This is a genomic window from Deinococcus aetherius (assembly GCF_025997855.1).
Classification (GTDB): Bacteria; Deinococcota; Deinococci; order Deinococcales; family Deinococcaceae; genus Deinococcus; species Deinococcus aetherius.
This window is the reverse complement of the sequence record NZ_AP026562.1, coordinates 411829-426734: the sequence shown is the minus strand read 5'-3', so window position 1 is coordinate 426734 and position 14906 is coordinate 411829. Positions and strand designations below refer to the sequence as shown.

15 protein-coding genes are annotated in these 14906 nt (G+C 72.9%); 10 read left to right on the top strand and 5 right to left on the bottom strand.

Annotation, left to right across the window (positions count from 1 at the left end):
* Nucleotides 1-28 precede the first annotated feature (28 nt).
* Nucleotides 29-799, top strand: a complete 771-nt coding sequence (locus tag DAETH_RS21645) for an SDR family NAD(P)-dependent oxidoreductase (RefSeq protein ID WP_264778190.1) — start codon at nt 29-31, stop codon at nt 797-799.
* A 3-nt stretch (nt 800-802) separates the two neighbouring features.
* Here the strand turns inward: DAETH_RS21645 and DAETH_RS21640 are convergent, their stop codons facing one another.
* A complete protein-coding gene (locus DAETH_RS21640) occupies nt 803-1789 on the bottom strand; it encodes an acetylxylan esterase (protein ID WP_264778189.1) in 987 nt (328 codons plus the stop codon).
* A gap of 110 nt (nt 1790-1899) precedes the next feature.
* Between DAETH_RS21640 and DAETH_RS21635 the strand changes: the two genes are divergently transcribed.
* Nucleotides 1900-2412: a hypothetical protein gene (locus DAETH_RS21635; RefSeq protein ID WP_264778188.1), complete on the top strand. Its 513-nt coding sequence runs from the start codon at nt 1900-1902 to the stop codon at nt 2410-2412.
* An 84-nt stretch (nt 2413-2496) separates the two neighbouring features.
* Here DAETH_RS21635 and DAETH_RS21630 read toward each other — a convergent pair whose 3' ends face one another.
* The 4 genes from DAETH_RS21630 to DAETH_RS21615 form a co-directional block, all read right to left on the bottom strand.
* A complete protein-coding gene (locus DAETH_RS21630; protein ID WP_264778187.1) occupies nt 2497-3543 on the bottom strand; it encodes a GAF domain-containing protein in 1047 nt (348 codons plus the stop codon).
* Between the two features lie 2 nt (nt 3544-3545).
* Entirely contained in the window at nt 3546-3671 is a 126-nt protein-coding gene (locus tag DAETH_RS21625; RefSeq protein ID WP_264778186.1) for a hypothetical protein, read from the bottom strand.
* The gene (locus DAETH_RS21620) at nt 3668-5959 is read right to left on the bottom strand and encodes a PAS domain-containing sensor histidine kinase (RefSeq protein WP_264778185.1); all 2292 of its coding nucleotides are present in this window, start codon (nt 5957-5959) and stop codon (nt 3668-3670) included. The genes DAETH_RS21625 and DAETH_RS21620 overlap by 4 nt, the downstream gene beginning before the upstream one ends.
* Before the next feature lie 256 nt (nt 5960-6215).
* Nucleotides 6216-7064, bottom strand: coding sequence for a CBS domain-containing protein (locus DAETH_RS21615; RefSeq protein ID WP_264778184.1), 849 nt, complete (start codon nt 7062-7064; stop codon nt 6216-6218).
* A gap of 136 nt (nt 7065-7200) precedes the next feature.
* On the opposite strand from DAETH_RS21615, the gene DAETH_RS21610 reads away from it, so the two are divergent.
* The 8 genes from DAETH_RS21610 to DAETH_RS21575 all read left to right on the top strand — a co-directional run bounded on the left by DAETH_RS21610 (nt 7201) and on the right by DAETH_RS21575 (nt 14864).
* Nucleotides 7201-7482: a hypothetical protein gene (locus DAETH_RS21610; protein WP_264778183.1), complete on the top strand. Its 282-nt coding sequence runs from the start codon at nt 7201-7203 to the stop codon at nt 7480-7482.
* Nucleotides 7483-7527: 45 nt separating this feature from the next.
* Nucleotides 7528-7731 carry a hypothetical protein gene (locus DAETH_RS21605; RefSeq protein ID WP_264778182.1) on the top strand — a complete coding sequence of 68 codons (204 nt, stop codon included), beginning with the start codon at nt 7528-7530 and terminating at the stop codon, nt 7729-7731.
* Between the two features lie 614 nt (nt 7732-8345).
* Nucleotides 8346-8549 carry a hypothetical protein gene (locus DAETH_RS21600; RefSeq protein ID WP_264778181.1) on the top strand — a complete coding sequence of 68 codons (204 nt, stop codon included), beginning with the start codon at nt 8346-8348 and terminating at the stop codon, nt 8547-8549.
* Nucleotides 8550-8673: 124 nt separating this feature from the next.
* A complete protein-coding gene (locus DAETH_RS21595) occupies nt 8674-10575 on the top strand; it encodes a putative bifunctional diguanylate cyclase/phosphodiesterase (RefSeq protein WP_264778180.1) in 1902 nt (633 codons plus the stop codon).
* A 69-nt stretch (nt 10576-10644) separates the two neighbouring features.
* Nucleotides 10645-11721: a DHH family phosphoesterase gene (locus tag DAETH_RS21590; RefSeq protein WP_264778179.1), complete on the top strand. Its 1077-nt coding sequence runs from the start codon at nt 10645-10647 to the stop codon at nt 11719-11721.
* 192 nt (nt 11722-11913) lie between these two features.
* Entirely contained in the window at nt 11914-13158 is a 1245-nt protein-coding gene (locus tag DAETH_RS21585; RefSeq protein ID WP_264778178.1) for a hypothetical protein, read from the top strand.
* Nucleotides 13159-13481: 323 nt separating this feature from the next.
* Nucleotides 13482-13904, top strand: coding sequence for a thioredoxin (trxA, locus tag DAETH_RS21580; protein ID WP_264778177.1), 423 nt, complete (start codon nt 13482-13484; stop codon nt 13902-13904).
* Nucleotides 13905-14153: 249 nt separating this feature from the next.
* A complete protein-coding gene (locus tag DAETH_RS21575; RefSeq protein ID WP_264778176.1) occupies nt 14154-14864 on the top strand; it encodes an IS6 family transposase in 711 nt (236 codons plus the stop codon).
* The last annotated feature ends 42 nt before the right edge of the window (nt 14865-14906 follow it).

The following is a 14906-nucleotide window of genomic DNA, read 5'->3' as shown; positions in this document are numbered from 1 at the left end:
GCCGGGGGGCTTCTCCTACACTGGCCCCATGCAAGGCGCTCCCCCCTCCTTCCGCCTCGACGGGCAGGTCGCGCTCGTCACCGCCTCCTCGAAGGGCATCGGGCGCGCGTGTGCCCTCGCCCTCGCGCACGCCGGGGCCGACATCGTTCTCGGGCTGCACGACCGGGCCACCGGAGAAGACCTCGCCCGCGAGATCGAGGCGCTGGGCCGCCGCGCCCTCCCCGTGCAGATGGACGTGACCCGGCTGGACGAGGTTCGGGGGGCCGTTCAGGAGGCGCTGGCGCACTTCGGGCAGATCGACCTCCTCGTGAACAACGCGGGCATCGGCGCCCCCAACCCCGCCGAGGACGTGACCGAGGAGGACTTCGACGCGACGGTCGCCGTGAACCTGAGGGGCACCTTCTTCGTCGCGCAGGTGGTCGGGCGGCACATGCTCGAAAGGGGCCGGGGCGTCATTGTGAACATCAGTTCGCAGGCGGGCTTCGTGGCGCTCCCCACCGAATCCGTCTACTGCATGACCAAGGCGGGCGTGTCGCACCTCACCCGCTGCCTGGCGCTGGAGTGGGCGCCCCGGGGCGTGCGGGTGAACGCGGTCGCGCCGACCTTCGTCGAGACGCCGGGCACCCGCCGGTGGCTGGACGACCCGGCGTTCCGCGCCTCGGTGGTGGAGCGCATTCCCCTCGGGCGGGTGGGGCAGCCCGTGGACGTGGCGGGGGCGGTGGTGTTCCTCGCGTCCCCGGCGGCGGCCCTGATCACCGGCGAGACGCTGATGATCGACGGGGGCTGGACGATCCGCTGAGGGTCAGGCGGGGGGGCGCTCCTCCCCGAAGACTTTCCCCAGGAACGCGAGCTTTTCGAGGTCGTGGTGGCCCTGGCCGCCCTCGTGGCGGTTGAAGGGGTACTCCACGATGCGTTTTTCTCCCGCGTAGTGATTGTAGGCAGCGTACACGGTGCTCGGCGGGCACACCTCGTCCATCAGGGCCACGCTGAAGAGGGCCTGTGCCCGGGCCCGCGCCGCGAAGTGCAGCGCGTCGAAGTACGCGAGGGTGTGCCGAACCCGGGGGGCGGCCTCCCGGTGAACGCGCAGGTAGCCCGCGATCTCGGCGTAGGGTAACTGGTCGGTGAGGCGGATCGCTCGCTCGAAGTGGCACAGGAAGGGCACGTCGGGCAGGCAGGCGATGACCCCGGGCACGAGTCCGGCGGCGGCGAGGGCGAGGCCGCCCCCCTGGCTGCCGCCCGTCACGGCGACGCGGGCGGGATCGACCGCCGGGTGCTCGCGGGCGGTCTCGACGGCGCGGGCGGCGTCCGCGTACAGGCGGCGGTAGTAGTACGTGTGCGGGTTGCCGATGCCGAGGGTCATGAAGCCCGGCGAGTGGGGCTCGCCGCCCGCGCCCGGGTCGGGGGTGTCGCCCCGCCGCCAGCCGCCTCCCTGGCCGCGAGTGTCCATCACGAGGTGGGCGTACCCCGCCGAGGCGTACAGCAGCCACTCGTGTGCCAGGCCCCGCCCGCCGCCGTACCCCAGGAACTCGACGACGCACGGCAGGGGCTCCTCGCACTGCCGGGGCAGGACCAGCCACGCCCGCACGGGCGAGCCCCCGCCACCGCCGAACGTCACGTCGAACACCTCGACGGTGGCGAGGGGCACGTCCGCCGCCTCGAAGCGCGGCCCCGGCGCGAGGTCGCGGGCCTCCGCCAGAGTCCGGGTCCAGAACGCGTCGAATTCCGGCGGTTCCTCGCGCTCGGGGCGGTAGGCGCGGAGTTCGTCCTCGGGCAGGTCGAAGAGGGCCACGGCTTTCATTCTGTGGGAAGGAGAGGGAGGATTGCAGGCCACGGCACAGAGAGATGTGAGACGTGAGAAACCTCCTAGCAGTTAATGAAGCTTTAAGGGAAGATTCAGGTATGACCCATCGCCACCCCCTTCCCCGCCTGCAACAGACCTTGAGCGGCAGCGTCATGGTGGCCGCGCTCCTGACAGCGGGGGTGATGTACGTGATCTCCCCGGCGGCCCGCCCGGGCCTCTACGCGGCGGCGCCCATCCTGCTCGCCATGTTGCCCGCTGCCCTGGCCGGGGCCGTGTGCCGGGTGGCCCTCGACCTGCTGGAGGGACGGCGCGGTGGGGGGGCCCGGGAGCCGTGGCCGCTGCTCCTGAGCGTCCTGCTGCTCCTGGGCGCGGCGGGCTGGATGGTGGCGAACGGCTGGCGTCTGGTGGAAACCGCGTCCCTGGCGGGCGGCGTGTGGGAGGGCGTGCTGGCCCTGCTCCTCCCCCTCGCCGCCCTCGGGGCCGTGGTGCTCGCCGCGCGGGCGGGCTACCTCGACGGGGCCGAAGGGGCGCTCACCCTGGGTGACCTGCGCGTGGAGCGCGCGTGGAGCCCGGTCCCCGCCACCCGCCTCCCCCACAGGAAGGCCCGCTGAGGGACCCGACAACCCTGGGGAAAGCGGTGCCCCGCCGGACCTGGCGGGGCATCGGCCTTTTGTCCCGGCAGAAAGTGCTCGGGGCTACCCCGGGAAGGACGCGGCCCGCTCCGCCCGCTCGAACGCGACCCGCACGCTGCTCGCCGCCGCCTCCAGGAGCTGGCGGTCGGCGGCGCTCCACCCCACGGGACGCAGGCGGGCCGCCAGGTAGACGTGCGCGACGTCGCCCATCCGGCCCAGGGGCAGGGCCGCCGCCGCCCGCACGCCGAGGTCCGCGAAGGGCCCTTGCGCCGACTCGTCCACGAAGAGGGGCGCGCCCCGCTCCAGGGTCCGCCCGGTGAGGCTGCCCGGAAGCGGCACCCCCTGGCGGGCGGTGTGCAGGAGGGCATCGGGCACCCCGGGGGCGTGCCAGACCGTGCGGGCGGTCACCCGGTTCCCCCCGGCGGAGGCGAGCGCCACCCAGTCGAGCCCCACCTGCCGCGCGACGTGCTCCGCCGTGAGCCGCGCCGCCTCGACCGGGAGCAGGTCCACCTCCAGCGAGGCGAGCAGGACGGCGAGCGTCTCGGTGTGCGCCCGGTTCTCGGTGAGATCGCGCAGGGCCCGCTCGCGCACGGCGACCTCGCGCTCCAGGTCGCGGCGGGCGCGGCGGAACTCCAGCTCGTCCACCACCATCGCCGCGAGTTCCCGCAGCACGGTCCGGTCCTCCTCGCGAATCTCGTGCGGCCCCGGGCTCACCACGCACAGCGAGCCCAGCCGGTAGCCGCCCGGCGTGACGAGCGGCGCCCCCGCGTACAGGTGGATGTGGGGGGCGCCCGTGACCTGCGGGTTGTCCCGGAAGCGCGGGTCCTCGTGGGCGTTCTCGACGACCATGACCTCGTCAGAGAGGATCGTCCAGGCGCAGAAGGAGTGCTCGCGCGGGGCCTCGGTGCTGCCGGTCCCGTGCGTGGCCTTGCCCCACTGGCGGTCCTCGTCCACGAAGTTGATGATAGCGACCGGCACGCGCAGCATCCGCGCGGCAAGGCGCACGATCCGGTCGAAGGCCTCCTCGGGGAGCGTGTCCAGCACCTCGTAGCGCCGCAGCGCCTGGAGACGCTCGCGCTCGTTCGCGGGGAGGGGGGGGGGCAGGCTCACGGTCACCGGTTCCCCGACTCTAACGCGGGCGGGGTGGCCCGGGCCGTGATCGCCCTTCGCGGCGTCCAGATCAGGTCCGGCGCCTCTCCCGGCCAGGCCGCAGGCGCCTCCCCGGCCGGGGCGGTCACGCCTCCCCGGCGGCGGGCAGGGTGAGGTGGAAGGTGGTGCCCTCGCCGGGCGTGCTGCTCGCCCAGATGCGGCCCCCGTGCCCCTCGACGATCTTCTGGCAGATGGCGAGGCCCAGACCGGTGCCCTCGTAGCGGTCGCGGGTGTGCAGACGCTGGAACATCCCGAAGACGCGTTCCAGGTACGCGGCCTCCATCCCGATGCCGTTGTCGCCGACCCGCACCTGCCACTCCCGCCCCTCGCGCACGGCCTGCACCCGAATCACCGGAGGCACGCCCGGGCGGCGGAACTTCAGCGCGTTCCCGATCAGGTTCTGGAAGACCTGGGCGAGCTGCCGCGCGTCACCGGGGACGGTGGGCAACTCGTCCGCCTCCACCCGGGCACCTGTGCCCTGCACCGCCGCGCCCAGAGCCTCCAGCGCGGTCGAGAGCGGCCCCGCCAGGGCCACGGGCCGCCGGGCGGGGGACACGACGTTGAGGCTGGCGTAGGCGAGGAGGTCGTCCACCAGGGTCTTCATGCGGGTGGCCCCGCCGGTGATGAACCCCAGGTAACGCCGGGCGCCGTCCGACAGTTCGTCGGCGTGCTTGCGCTCCAGCAGCCCCGCGTAACTCACGACCGTGCGCAGGGGCTCTTGTAGGTCGTGGGCGGCGACGAAGGCGAACTGTTCGAGCTCGCGGTTGCTGCGGGCGAGGTCCTCGTTACTGCGCCGCAGCGCCGCCTCGGCCTCCTGGCGCGCGGTCACGTCCCGGAAGGTCACGACGACCCCCTCCGTCTCGCCCGAGGTCCCCCGCAGCGGTGTGGCGACGTACTCCACCGGGAAGCTCGTGCCGTCCCTGCGCCAGAAGACCTCCCCGTCCACCCGGCGCACCTCCCCGTCCCGGCGCGCGGCCTGCACCGGGCATTCCCCCTCCGGGTACGGGGTGCCGTCCGCCCGGGTGTGGTGGAGGAGGGCGTGCTGGGGCCTTCCCAGCATCTCCTCCAGCGCAAAGCCGGTCAGGGCGAGCGCGGCGGGGTTGGCGAAGGTCGTGTGCCCGCGCAGGTCGAGGCCGAAGATGCCCTCCCCGGCCGAGTCGAGAATCTGGCGGTTGAGCGCCTCCAGCCGGGCGTTCCGGTCGCTCAGGGCCCGCTCGGCGGCCTTGCGGTCCGAGAGGTCGAGGACGTAGGCGACGAGGCCGTCGTGCGGGATGCCCGCGCGGGTCACCGCCACCAGGATGGAGAGGCGGGTGCCGCCTGGCAGCAGGTACTCCTTCTCGTAGGGGTCGCTGTGGCCGCGCTCCCGCGCCTGCCGGATCGCGCGCTCGTCCGCCGGGAGCCACTCGGGCGGGGTGATCGCCTGCCAGTTCACCCGGCCCGCCGCGAAGTCCTCACGCGAGGCCTGGATGAGTCGCAAGAAGGCGTCGTTCACGTATGGGAGCCCTCCCGCCTCGTCCCCGATCACCACCCCGATGGGGTTGGCGTCGGCGAGGCGGCGGAAGTGCGCCTCGCTCTCGCGCAGCCGGGTCTCGGCCCGGACCTGCTCGGTCACGTCGCGGCTCGACTCCAGCACGGCGAACTCGCCCGGGTGCTCCCCCGGCATCAGGACGTGGCGCGAGTCCACCACGACCTCCCGCCCGTCCTTCGCGCGGTGGGAGAGGCGGCCACGCCACGCCCCCTCCTCGCGCAGCCGGGCCTCGAAGGTCGGCGCGTCCAGCCCGTCCCCCCGTCGGGTGCCCAGCAGCCGGTGGGTGACCTGCCCGAGCGCCTCCTGGCGGGTGAAGCCGTACAGCTCCTCGGCGGCGCGGTTCCAGTAGGTCACCCCACCCCCCAGGGTCCACACGAGCACGGCGTCGTTCGTCAGCTCCAGGAGTTCGGCCTGGCGCCGCGCGGTCTCCTCGGCCTGGCGGTGGCGGGTGATGTCGCGCGAGACGGCGAGAAGCCTCCCCACCTCCCCGTCCGCGCCGCGCACCGGGCTGACTGTGACCTCCCACCACCTCGGCGTGCCCCGGAAGGTCGGGCAGAAGCCCTCGAAACGCCCGGTGTCTCCCCCCTGCGCGGCGGCGACGGCGGCCAGGAGGTCGGGCCGCGTCTCCTCGGGCCAGAAGGAGGGCCACAGGGCGCGCTCGCAGACGCCGAAGTCGTCGATCTCCATGACGCGCCGCCCGCCCTCGTTCATGTCGAGCAGGTGCGCGCCGAGGTCGAGCACCTTGATGCAGTCGGCGCTCGCGTCCACGATCTGGCGCAGCAGCGCGAGTTCGTCGAGGCCCGTCGCCCCGCCGTCACCAGCGGCCATGAGGTCTGCAGAGGAATGCACCCGCTCATGCTAGAGGGTTTCTTGGTGAATGAAGTCACCCCGCACGGGGCCCCCGCCGCTGGAGTAAGGTGGAAGGGTCCCAACCACAACCGATCAGGTGAAGTCGGAGGGTAGCCCCGGTCGCCGGGCTGGTGGACCGGGGTCTTCTATGCCGGGGGCGGGCGACGTTGCCCGCCGGAGCGCGTCTGGCCTCCTCCTGCCGCGCTCCGCTTCCCATCAGGAGGCTGCTCAACCACGCTCTCACGCGTCTCCAGCGTCAGGAGGCGGAGGTCTCCTTGCGCCAGCCCCCCAGGACGGCGCCCAGCACGTCGCTCACCGTCACCACGCCGAGGAGCCGCCCGGGGTCGCTGACCACCCGCAGCCCGTACACGTCCGCCTCCAGCATCCGCTCTATCGCGCGGTGCATCGGGGCGCTGCCCAGCACGTCCCCGCCCGGCGGGCGCATCAAGTCGCGCACCAGCCTGCCCGGCAGGGCCGGGGCCGCCCGGGGTCGGGCTCGCCGTGTGCCCGCTCCTCGCGCTCGGCCCCCAGCCTCCAGGTCGCGGGCGTGGACCACCCCGACGAGGTGTTCGCCGTCGAGCACGGGCAGGACGTGCCGCCCCGTCTCGCGCAGCCGGAGGAGGGCGTCCCCGGCGGGGGTGTCCGCCGTCACCGTCTGGACCTCGCCCTTCATGTGTTGGGCCACGCTGCCCCAGGTCAGGCGGGGGCGGCGCACCTCGGCCCGCAGCACGTCCCCCCGGGTGAGCATCCCCCCCAGGGTGCCGTTCCTGTCGAGCACGGGCAGGCCGCCCACCCCGGCGCCCAGCATCCGGGCGACGGCGGGCCGCAGGTCCTCGTCGGCCCGGGCGGTGAGGACGGGCGAGCGCATCACGTCCTCGACCCGCAGCCGGCCGACCGCGTAGGTGAAGGCCGAGGGGTCGCCTATCCGGAGCAGGCCGTGCCGCACGTCCCCGGCGGTCACGATGCCGACCACCCGGCCCCCGTGCAGCACGGGCAACCGGCGCAACCCCAGCCGCTCCAGCTTCACCACGGCGGCGGTCAGCCCCTCGTGGGCGCCGACGCTCACCACCCGGGGACTCCTCACCTCTCCGACCGTCACGTTCATCCTGCGCGCCTCCCTGGAGGCAGGCTCGGGCGGCGTTACGGGAGCATTCCGCCCCCGGCCCAGAGAACACGAGGGCGACCGGGAGGTTCGACCCGTTCCCCGGCACGAAGCCCACCACGAGGGGGTCCCGGCGGACGTGCCACAGCGGGGCAGGAGCGGCGGGGTCCCGGAGCGCGCCCCCCCGCCCGATCAGGACGGGGAGGACGGGCCCGCCCTCCCCCACCGTGAGCGCCCCCCGGTACACGCCGCCGCGCGGGGAGAGGGCCAGGCGCCGCCCCCGCGCCCCCCGCACCTCCAGGGTGTACAGGACCCCGTAGTTGCCGAGGAGAACCTGGGGCTCGCCCGTGAGCGCGTCGGTGCCCGCCAGAGGCAGGTCGCCCCGCCCGCCGAGGGTGAGGCGCGCGGGACCGGGGGGTAGGGTGACCCGCAGGGTGCGGTTCGCCCCCCGAAAGGTGCCCCGCCCGTGGCCCGGGTCACGCGGCAGGGCGGGAAGCGCCTCCAGCTCGGCGGGCGTGAGGCGGTCTTCCTGCGCGACCATCAGGACGCTCAGCCGGGTGGCCGCGCCCGCGTGGAGGTCGAGCATCACGCTCGTCACGGCGCCCGGCGCGAGGGGCTCCGAGCGGTACAGCACCGTCACCCCGCCCGGCGGGAGAAGGCGCGGCGGTAGGGGCCGGGACGCGAAGTAGCGCAGCAGGGTCTGCTGCCCCACGAGCGGGTCGGGCCCCGGGGTCGTGGCGGCGCCGCGCCGGGTGGTCACGAGGCTTCCCCCGCCGCCCCCGTCCCGCGCGAGAATCACCAGCCGGGCGGGGCGGCTCAGGCCGTTGGCGTGGTAGGCGAGCACCCGTGCCTTCCCCAGGACCGTGTCCCGGTACAGCAGGCCGCCCCGGTCCGGGACCTCCGGCGAGTCGGAGAAGATGAGCGCGACGTCGTCGCCGAGCCGCTCGGGCGCGACCTCGGGAAGGTCGAGGACGCCCGGAGCGAACGGGGCGGCCCCGGCGAGCGCGGCGAGCAGTGCCGCCAAGACGGGAAGGAGGCGGGCGCGCATCCCGGGCAGGCTAAGCCCCGGGAACGCGGGGGACATGAGGCGCGGGTCTCCGGGGAGGGCGCCCGGGCAATTTTCGCGCTACCATCTGCGGCGCCCATGCCCCTCCGGCCCGGAAGGGGCGCAGGCGCGACGCCAGTCTCCGGGTTCGTGCCCCCACCTCCCCTCTCCCCCACCCTGGTCCAGGCCGGGGTGAACTTCACCAACGACCCATGCCCAAACACTCCTCCCGCCCCAGGATGCCCAGATACATCGACGAGATTCCCGAGGGGCTGGCGACCGCCGATCAGCTCAAGGCCCAGGGCCTGAAACCCGGCACCACCACGCCCGTCGCCCTGCTGCAGTACAACGGGCAGGGCCGCAGCGGCGTCTGCGGCCTGTTCGAACGCGCGGCGGCACGGCCCGCCGGGGACCCGCCCGGGAGCCGGAACGAGGCGTCCTGAGCGTTTCCAACTCGCTGCCCCCGGCCGCCGGGGCGAGCGAAGGCCCCGCGTGAACGCCTGGTAGGGGCTCATGAAGACCGGGCGCTGTAAGAGTTTTGGGGTCGCCTCCTCCCTAGGGTGAGGCGTGACCGTCCGTCCCGCCGCGCCCCCCGTGCTCACCGCCGAAGAGGCGGCCTGGCGCCAGAACCTGCTGCTCGCGCTGCCCATCGCCGGTCTGGCGGTCGGTCTGGGGGTCTGGCTGGAGTACCGGGCGCCGCAGTCCCTTCCCTTCGACCGGGCGGGCTACCCAGTGCTCGGCGCGCTGCTGCTGCTGCTCGCCGGGTGGCTGCTGGTCCGGCCGACGGCCCTGCGCGTGGTCGTGGGGGCCTCCGTGGGCGCGGCGGGGGCGTTCTTCGGCCTGCGCCTCACGTACCTGCTGCACTTCACGCAGGGGGCCGACACCCTGCGCGAACTCACCGAGGCGTACGGGTGGGTGCCCGTCATGTACGTCGTGACGTACCTCGTGCCGGACGGGAACAGCCGTCTGGCCCGCCGCCTCGCCGTCCTCTGCCTGATCTCGATGCTGCTCGTCGGCGCGGTCTACACCGCGCTGCACGCGGGCGAGCGGGAGGCCTTCCCGGTGATCTCCGCGCTCGTGCAGCTCGCGTGCAGCAATCTGGCGGTGCTGGCCCTCACCCGCTCGCTCGCCGACCGCCTGCGGGGCCGCGCCCGCGAGCACGAGCGGCTGGCGGGGACCGACGTGCCCACCGGGCGCCTCAACCGCCGGGGCTGGTCGGCGGCCTTCGAGGAGGAGCTGCGGGCCCGTGAGGGGACGCAGGCCTACGCCGTGCTGTTCATCGACCTCGACGGCTTCAAGCGCGTGAACGACACGCGCGGCCACGACGTCGGCGACGCCCTGCTGCGGCAGGCGGGAGAACGGCTGCACCTCCTGCGGGGCGGGGGCGCCGCCGCGCGGCTGGGCGGCGACGAGTTCGCCCTCTTCTCGCCGGTGGGGAGCGCCTGGCAGGCCGAGGCCCTCGCCGAGCGGGTGCGCGACGCCCTCCAGGCCCCGTACGAGATCGGCGCCTTCACCGAACTCGTGACCGCCTCGGTGGGGGTGAGTGTCGCCCCCCACGACGGCACCGACCCCGAGACGTTGCTGCGGGCCGCCGACCTCGCCATGTACCGCGCCAAGCGCACGGGCAAGAACGCGGTGCGGCGTTACGCGAGCGCGCTCGGGGAGGCGGAATCGCGGCGCGCCCTGCTGGAGCGCGACGTGCAGCACGCCGCCGAGCGCGGCGAACTCGCCCTGCATTACCAGCCCCTCTTCGAGCTGCGCGCCCGCCGGGCGGTCAAGGTCGAGGCCCTGCTGCGCTGGACGCACCCCGGCCTGGGGCCGGTCAGCCCCTCCGAGTTCATCCCGCTCGCGGAGGCGACGGGCCTGATCCGGCCGCTTGGCGAGTGGGTGCTGAGGCAGGCCTGCGCGGACGCCCGTCGCCTCCCGGACGCACTCGTCGTCGCGGTGAACGTCTCACCCGTGCAACTGGAGGACGGCGACTTCCCGGCGCTGGTCCAGGCGGTCTTGCACGAGTCGGGGTTGCCGCCCGAGCGGCTGGAACTCGAACTCACCGAGACGGCGGTCATGCGCGACGTGGACCGCGCCCGGCACGCGCTGGGGCAACTGCGCGCCCTGGGCGTGCGGGTCGCCCTCGACGACTTCGGCACCGGGCACACCTCGCTCTCCTCGCTGCGGGACCTGCCGCTCGACACCGTCAAGATCGACCGCTCCTTTGTGGCGGACCTGCGCGGCGGCCACGCGCAGCCCTTCGCCCGGACGCTCCTCGGCGCACTCCTCCAGGTCGCCGACCTCCTCGACCTGGAGGTCGTCGCCGAGGGGCTGGAGGACGACGCCCAATTGCAAGCCCTCCACCACCTCGGCTGTCACGTCGGGCAGGGCTACCTGCTCGGGCGCCCCGCCCCCCTCAGCGACGTGCTGGACACCCCCTGGGGCCAGCCGCCGCGCGAGGAGGACACAGTCACCGCCTGACCCCTCCCGGCCCGTCACGCAGGCCTCACGTTCCGGGGTGACGGGTCCCGGGGCTGGTACAACGGGGGCATGTGTGCCCTGCCCCTCCAGACCGCGCTCCCCGCCGCGCGCGAGGCCACCCGGACCTTCCTGGGGGCGCTCTCCCCCGCCGGGCGCGTGGTCGTGTTCTGCCACTTCGACGCGGACGGCCTCTCGGCGGGCGCCCTGTTCGGCCGCGCCCTGCCCCGGCTGGGCTTCCGGGACGTGCGGGTAGTGCCCTCGGGGCGTGGGGAGTCCGCCTTCTCGGACCGGGCCCGGGTCCGGCTCGCCGCGCTGAACCCGGCGGCCCTCGTCGTCACGGACCTGGGGGTGAACGGGCGGGGCGTCTTGCCGGACGTGCCCACCCTGTACGTGGACCACCACCAGCCTGGCGGGACGCCCACGGGGAACGCCACCGTCGTGAGCGGCTACGGGTGGGACCCCATCCCCGCAAGCGCGTGGCTCGCGCACGACCTCCTCTCGCCGCTGGCCGACCTGGACGACCTCGGCTGGATCGGGGCGGTCGGGACGATCAGCGACCTCGGGGACGGGGCGCCGTGGGAGGCGCTTCCCGCGATCAAGAAACGCTACACCGCCAAGTGGCTGAAGGAGGCCGTGGCGCTCGTGAACGCCGCCCGGCGCGCGAGTGCTTTCGACATCGACACGCCACTGGGGCTGCTCCTCACCGCCGGGGGGCCCAAGGACCTCGCCACCGACGACGAGCACGGGGCCGACCGCCTGCGCGCCTACCGGGCGGAGGTGAACGCCGAACTCGCCATCGCCCGCCGCTCGGCCCCGAAGTTCAGCGCCACGGGGCCCTACGCCCTCCTCCGCCTCCACTCGGGGGCACAGATCCACCCGCTGATCGCCCAGCAGTGGCGCGGGAGACTCCCCGGCCACGCCGTCATCGCGGCGAACACGGGCTACCTGCCGGGCACGGTGGCCTTTTCCGTGCGGACCGCCCGCGCCGACCTGAACCTCCCGAGGGTCCTGCAAGGCATAGACGTCGGGGACACGGACGGGAGCTACGGGCACGGGCACGACCAGGCCTCGGGAGGGCATCTCCCGCCGCCCGCCTTCAACCGGCTGCTGGACGCCCTGGGCTTCGACGCCGGCGTGCGGGTGTGAGCCGCCCGGTGCGGGAGAGTGTCAACTGTTCTTTGGAACTCAGGATGAACCCGGCGCCAAGAAAAGCCCCGAAAAGTGAATTAACTCTCACACGTGGGGCTTCTAGGCTGCTTTTCATGGGTTGAAAACCAAAGAGCACTTCAGACCCGAGACGCCGGACCTGCACGCACCCACACGCTAGGAGGTTGGAGGATGACGTACCCGACTCGCCACATGCTGCTCACGGCCGCGCTGCTCCTGGGCATCGCCACTGCCCAGACGGACACGACCCAGACCGATACCACGGCCGCCCCCGCCCAGACGGACACGACGTCCACGGCGGCGCAGGGGACCCAGGGCCTGCCCGCGCAGACGACCCTCACGCTCTCCTCGGGCGACCTGCAACTTCCCTACCTGCCGGGTGCCACCCCCATCCGTAGCGTCCAGACCTTCACGGGCGTCGCGGTGATCTACCAGGGCTCCGTGGCGAACGCCCTCGACCAGTACGCCCAGGCGCTCACCTCGGGCGGCTTCACCGCCGTCTCCCCCGGCTCGGAGGGCACCACGGCGGGCGCGGCCACGGGGACCACCGGCACGACGGACGCCGCGAGCGGGACTGCGACGGACACGGCGGGTACGACCACCGGAACCGACGCCTCCGGGACCGGGACGACCGATACTTCGACGACGGGCACCGCCACCGGCACGACGGACACCTCGACGACGGGCGCGGTCACGGGTACCTCGACGACCGGCACGACCGATACCTCGACGACGGGCACCACCGGGACCGCGACGACCGGCACGGCCACCGGGACTTCGACGACCGGAACCACCGGGACGACCGACACCTCGACGACGGGCACCGGAACCACTGGGACTTCGACGACGGGGACGACCGGAACCGGGACGACGGGGACCACCGGCACGACCGGCACCGGAACCACGGGCACGACCGACACCTCGACGACCGGAACCGGAACGGCCAGCGGCACTTCGACCACCGGCACGACGGGGACGACTGGGACGACAGATACCTCGACCACCGGAACCGCCACAGGGACGACAGGCACCGGAACGACTGGGACGACCGGAACGGCTACCGGAACTTCGACCACGGGCACCACGGGAACGACCGACACCTCGACGACGGGCACCGCCACGGGGACGACCGATACCTCGACGACCGGGACCACCGATACCAGCACGACTGGAACGGACACGGCGATGGGCACGACCGGCACGGATACGGCGGGCACCGCGACGACCGACACCTCGACTGCGACCACCGGAACGGCGGGGACGACCTCGACCTTCCAGGGACAGGGGCAGGCTTCGGTTTTCGAGCGGGACGGCCAGCGCATCCGCGTCCGCGTCTACGAGGACAACGGCTTCACGGTCGTCCTCCTGTCGCGCCTGGGCGGCACCGGCACCACGACCACCACCTCGGGCAACTGAGGTCGAAGGGGGCTGGACGGGTTGCTTCGGCGGCTCGTCCAGTTCCTTTGGGGGGAGGACACTGCGCCGTGAGGGTGGCCTGCTCCCGGGTGTGGTGGGCGGCGGCTTCGCGCGGACGCCCGAACTGTCCTGACACCGCTGTACCTGATCTCGGGGTGGGCACTCCTGACCGGCGTGTTCGAGGCCCTCGCCCGGTCCGCTCCCGCTGCCAGAGTCCCGGCGCGTGGGAATGACGAATCCTTCTCGCAGGAAGTCGGAGCCAAGCCCCCTCTTCTGGAGGACCTCATCTATGGATTGTTCCTCTCCTTCCCCGGAGGCGCGCGGTGAGTGACGTCGCCGTGTGCCCGAACTGCGGGGCGAAAAACCGCCTCGGCACGCCACCCCCCGGTCAGGTGCCGGTGTGCGGGCGCTGCGCCGGGCCCCTCCCCTGGTTGCTGAGCGCCACCGACGCGACCTTCGACACCGAGGTCCGGGCGTCCGTGCCCGTGCTCGTGGACTTCTGGGCGGCGTGGTGCGGCCCGTGCCGGGTGGTGGCCCCCGTGCTGGAGGAGCTGGCACGCGAGCACGCGGGCAGGCTCAAGGTGGTCAAGCTCGACGTGGACCACAACCCAGCGGTCTCAGGGCGCTACGAGGTGCGCAGCATCCCTACCCTGATGCTCTTCCGGGAGGGCCGACCGGCCGAGACGTGGGTCGGCGCCCTGCCCCGTGGCACCCTGAACGCCCGTCTCGCGCCCTACCTGGGCTGAGAGGTCTCCACGGTCCCCGGCCTGCGTGCTTCCTCGAGGAGTGCCGGGACCATTCCCCTTCATCTCGCCCAGGCCTGCCCCGGCAGGAAAACCAACGGCCGTTCACGCCTCTCGCGCATCCGCTGTTCGGGCGCCCGGTAGGCTGGGGCCTGAAAAGGGGGAGCCATGACGTGAGCTTGCCCCGGCTGCGTGGACACGGAGTTAGGACCCGACGGTTCTGGCAACTTAACCTCGGTAGGCTGCTGACCTGTGACCGACCGGAAGCCCTACCGCCACCGTTTCCCCCTGAGCATCATCGGCTACGCCCTGTGGCTGTACCACCGCTTCCCCCTTAGCCAGCGGGATGTCCAGGAGTTGCTCTTCGAGCGCGGCATCGAGGTCAGCCACGAGACCTTGCGCCAATGGAACATCAAATTTGCTCCCCTGCTCACTGAGGAACTGCGTCACCAGGAGCCCCGACGGGGTTCCCGGTGGCATCTCGACGAGGTCTGCGTGCCGGTTGGAGGGGTCAAGCACTGGTTATGGCGGGCCGTCGACGAGCATGGCATGGTACTCGACCTCCTGCTTCAGCCACACCGGGATACGCAAGCTGCCCGAACCTTCTTCACTCGTCTGCTCAGTGAGTTCGAGGTTCCGGAGCTCATCCATACTGACAAGTTTTGGAGTTACGGGGCAGCCATTCGAGAACTCCCCGTGCTCCACGCTGTGGAGCACGTTCAGGTCGCTTCGACGGCGCGCTGCGACAATCTGATCGAGCAGTCACACCGACCGACACGACAACAGGAACGACAACATCTGAGCTTCAAGCGACGACGCCGCACCCAGGAATTCCTCGCCCTGCACGCCCGAGTCTCGAACCTTCACCAGCACACCCGAACCACCGTGCCTGCTTCAAGGCGACAAAATTACTTTAGGGCCGCCCTACGGGTCTGGAGTGAGGTGGTGCAAGGGGCAGCCTGAGCGTCACGCTGCCCCTTCGGAAGCTCGGCCTGCTTGTCATCA

Coding starts and splice junctions, on each gene's coding strand:
- DAETH_RS21585 (WP_264778178.1), top strand. CDS start 11,914: ATGACGTACCCGACTCGCCACATGCTGCTCACGGCCGCGCTGCTCCTG.
- DAETH_RS21600 (WP_264778181.1), top strand. CDS start 8,346: ATGCCCAGATACATCGACGAGATTCCCGAGGGGCTGGCGACCGCCGAT.
- DAETH_RS21645 (WP_264778190.1), top strand. CDS start 29: ATGCAAGGCGCTCCCCCCTCCTTCCGCCTCGACGGGCAGGTCGCGCTC.
- DAETH_RS21590 (WP_264778179.1), top strand. CDS start 10,645: ATGTGTGCCCTGCCCCTCCAGACCGCGCTCCCCGCCGCGCGCGAGGCC.
- DAETH_RS21635 (WP_264778188.1), top strand. CDS start 1,900: ATGACCCATCGCCACCCCCTTCCCCGCCTGCAACAGACCTTGAGCGGC.
- DAETH_RS21615 (WP_264778184.1), bottom strand. CDS start 7,064: ATGAACGTGACGGTCGGAGAGGTGAGGAGTCCCCGGGTGGTGAGCGTC.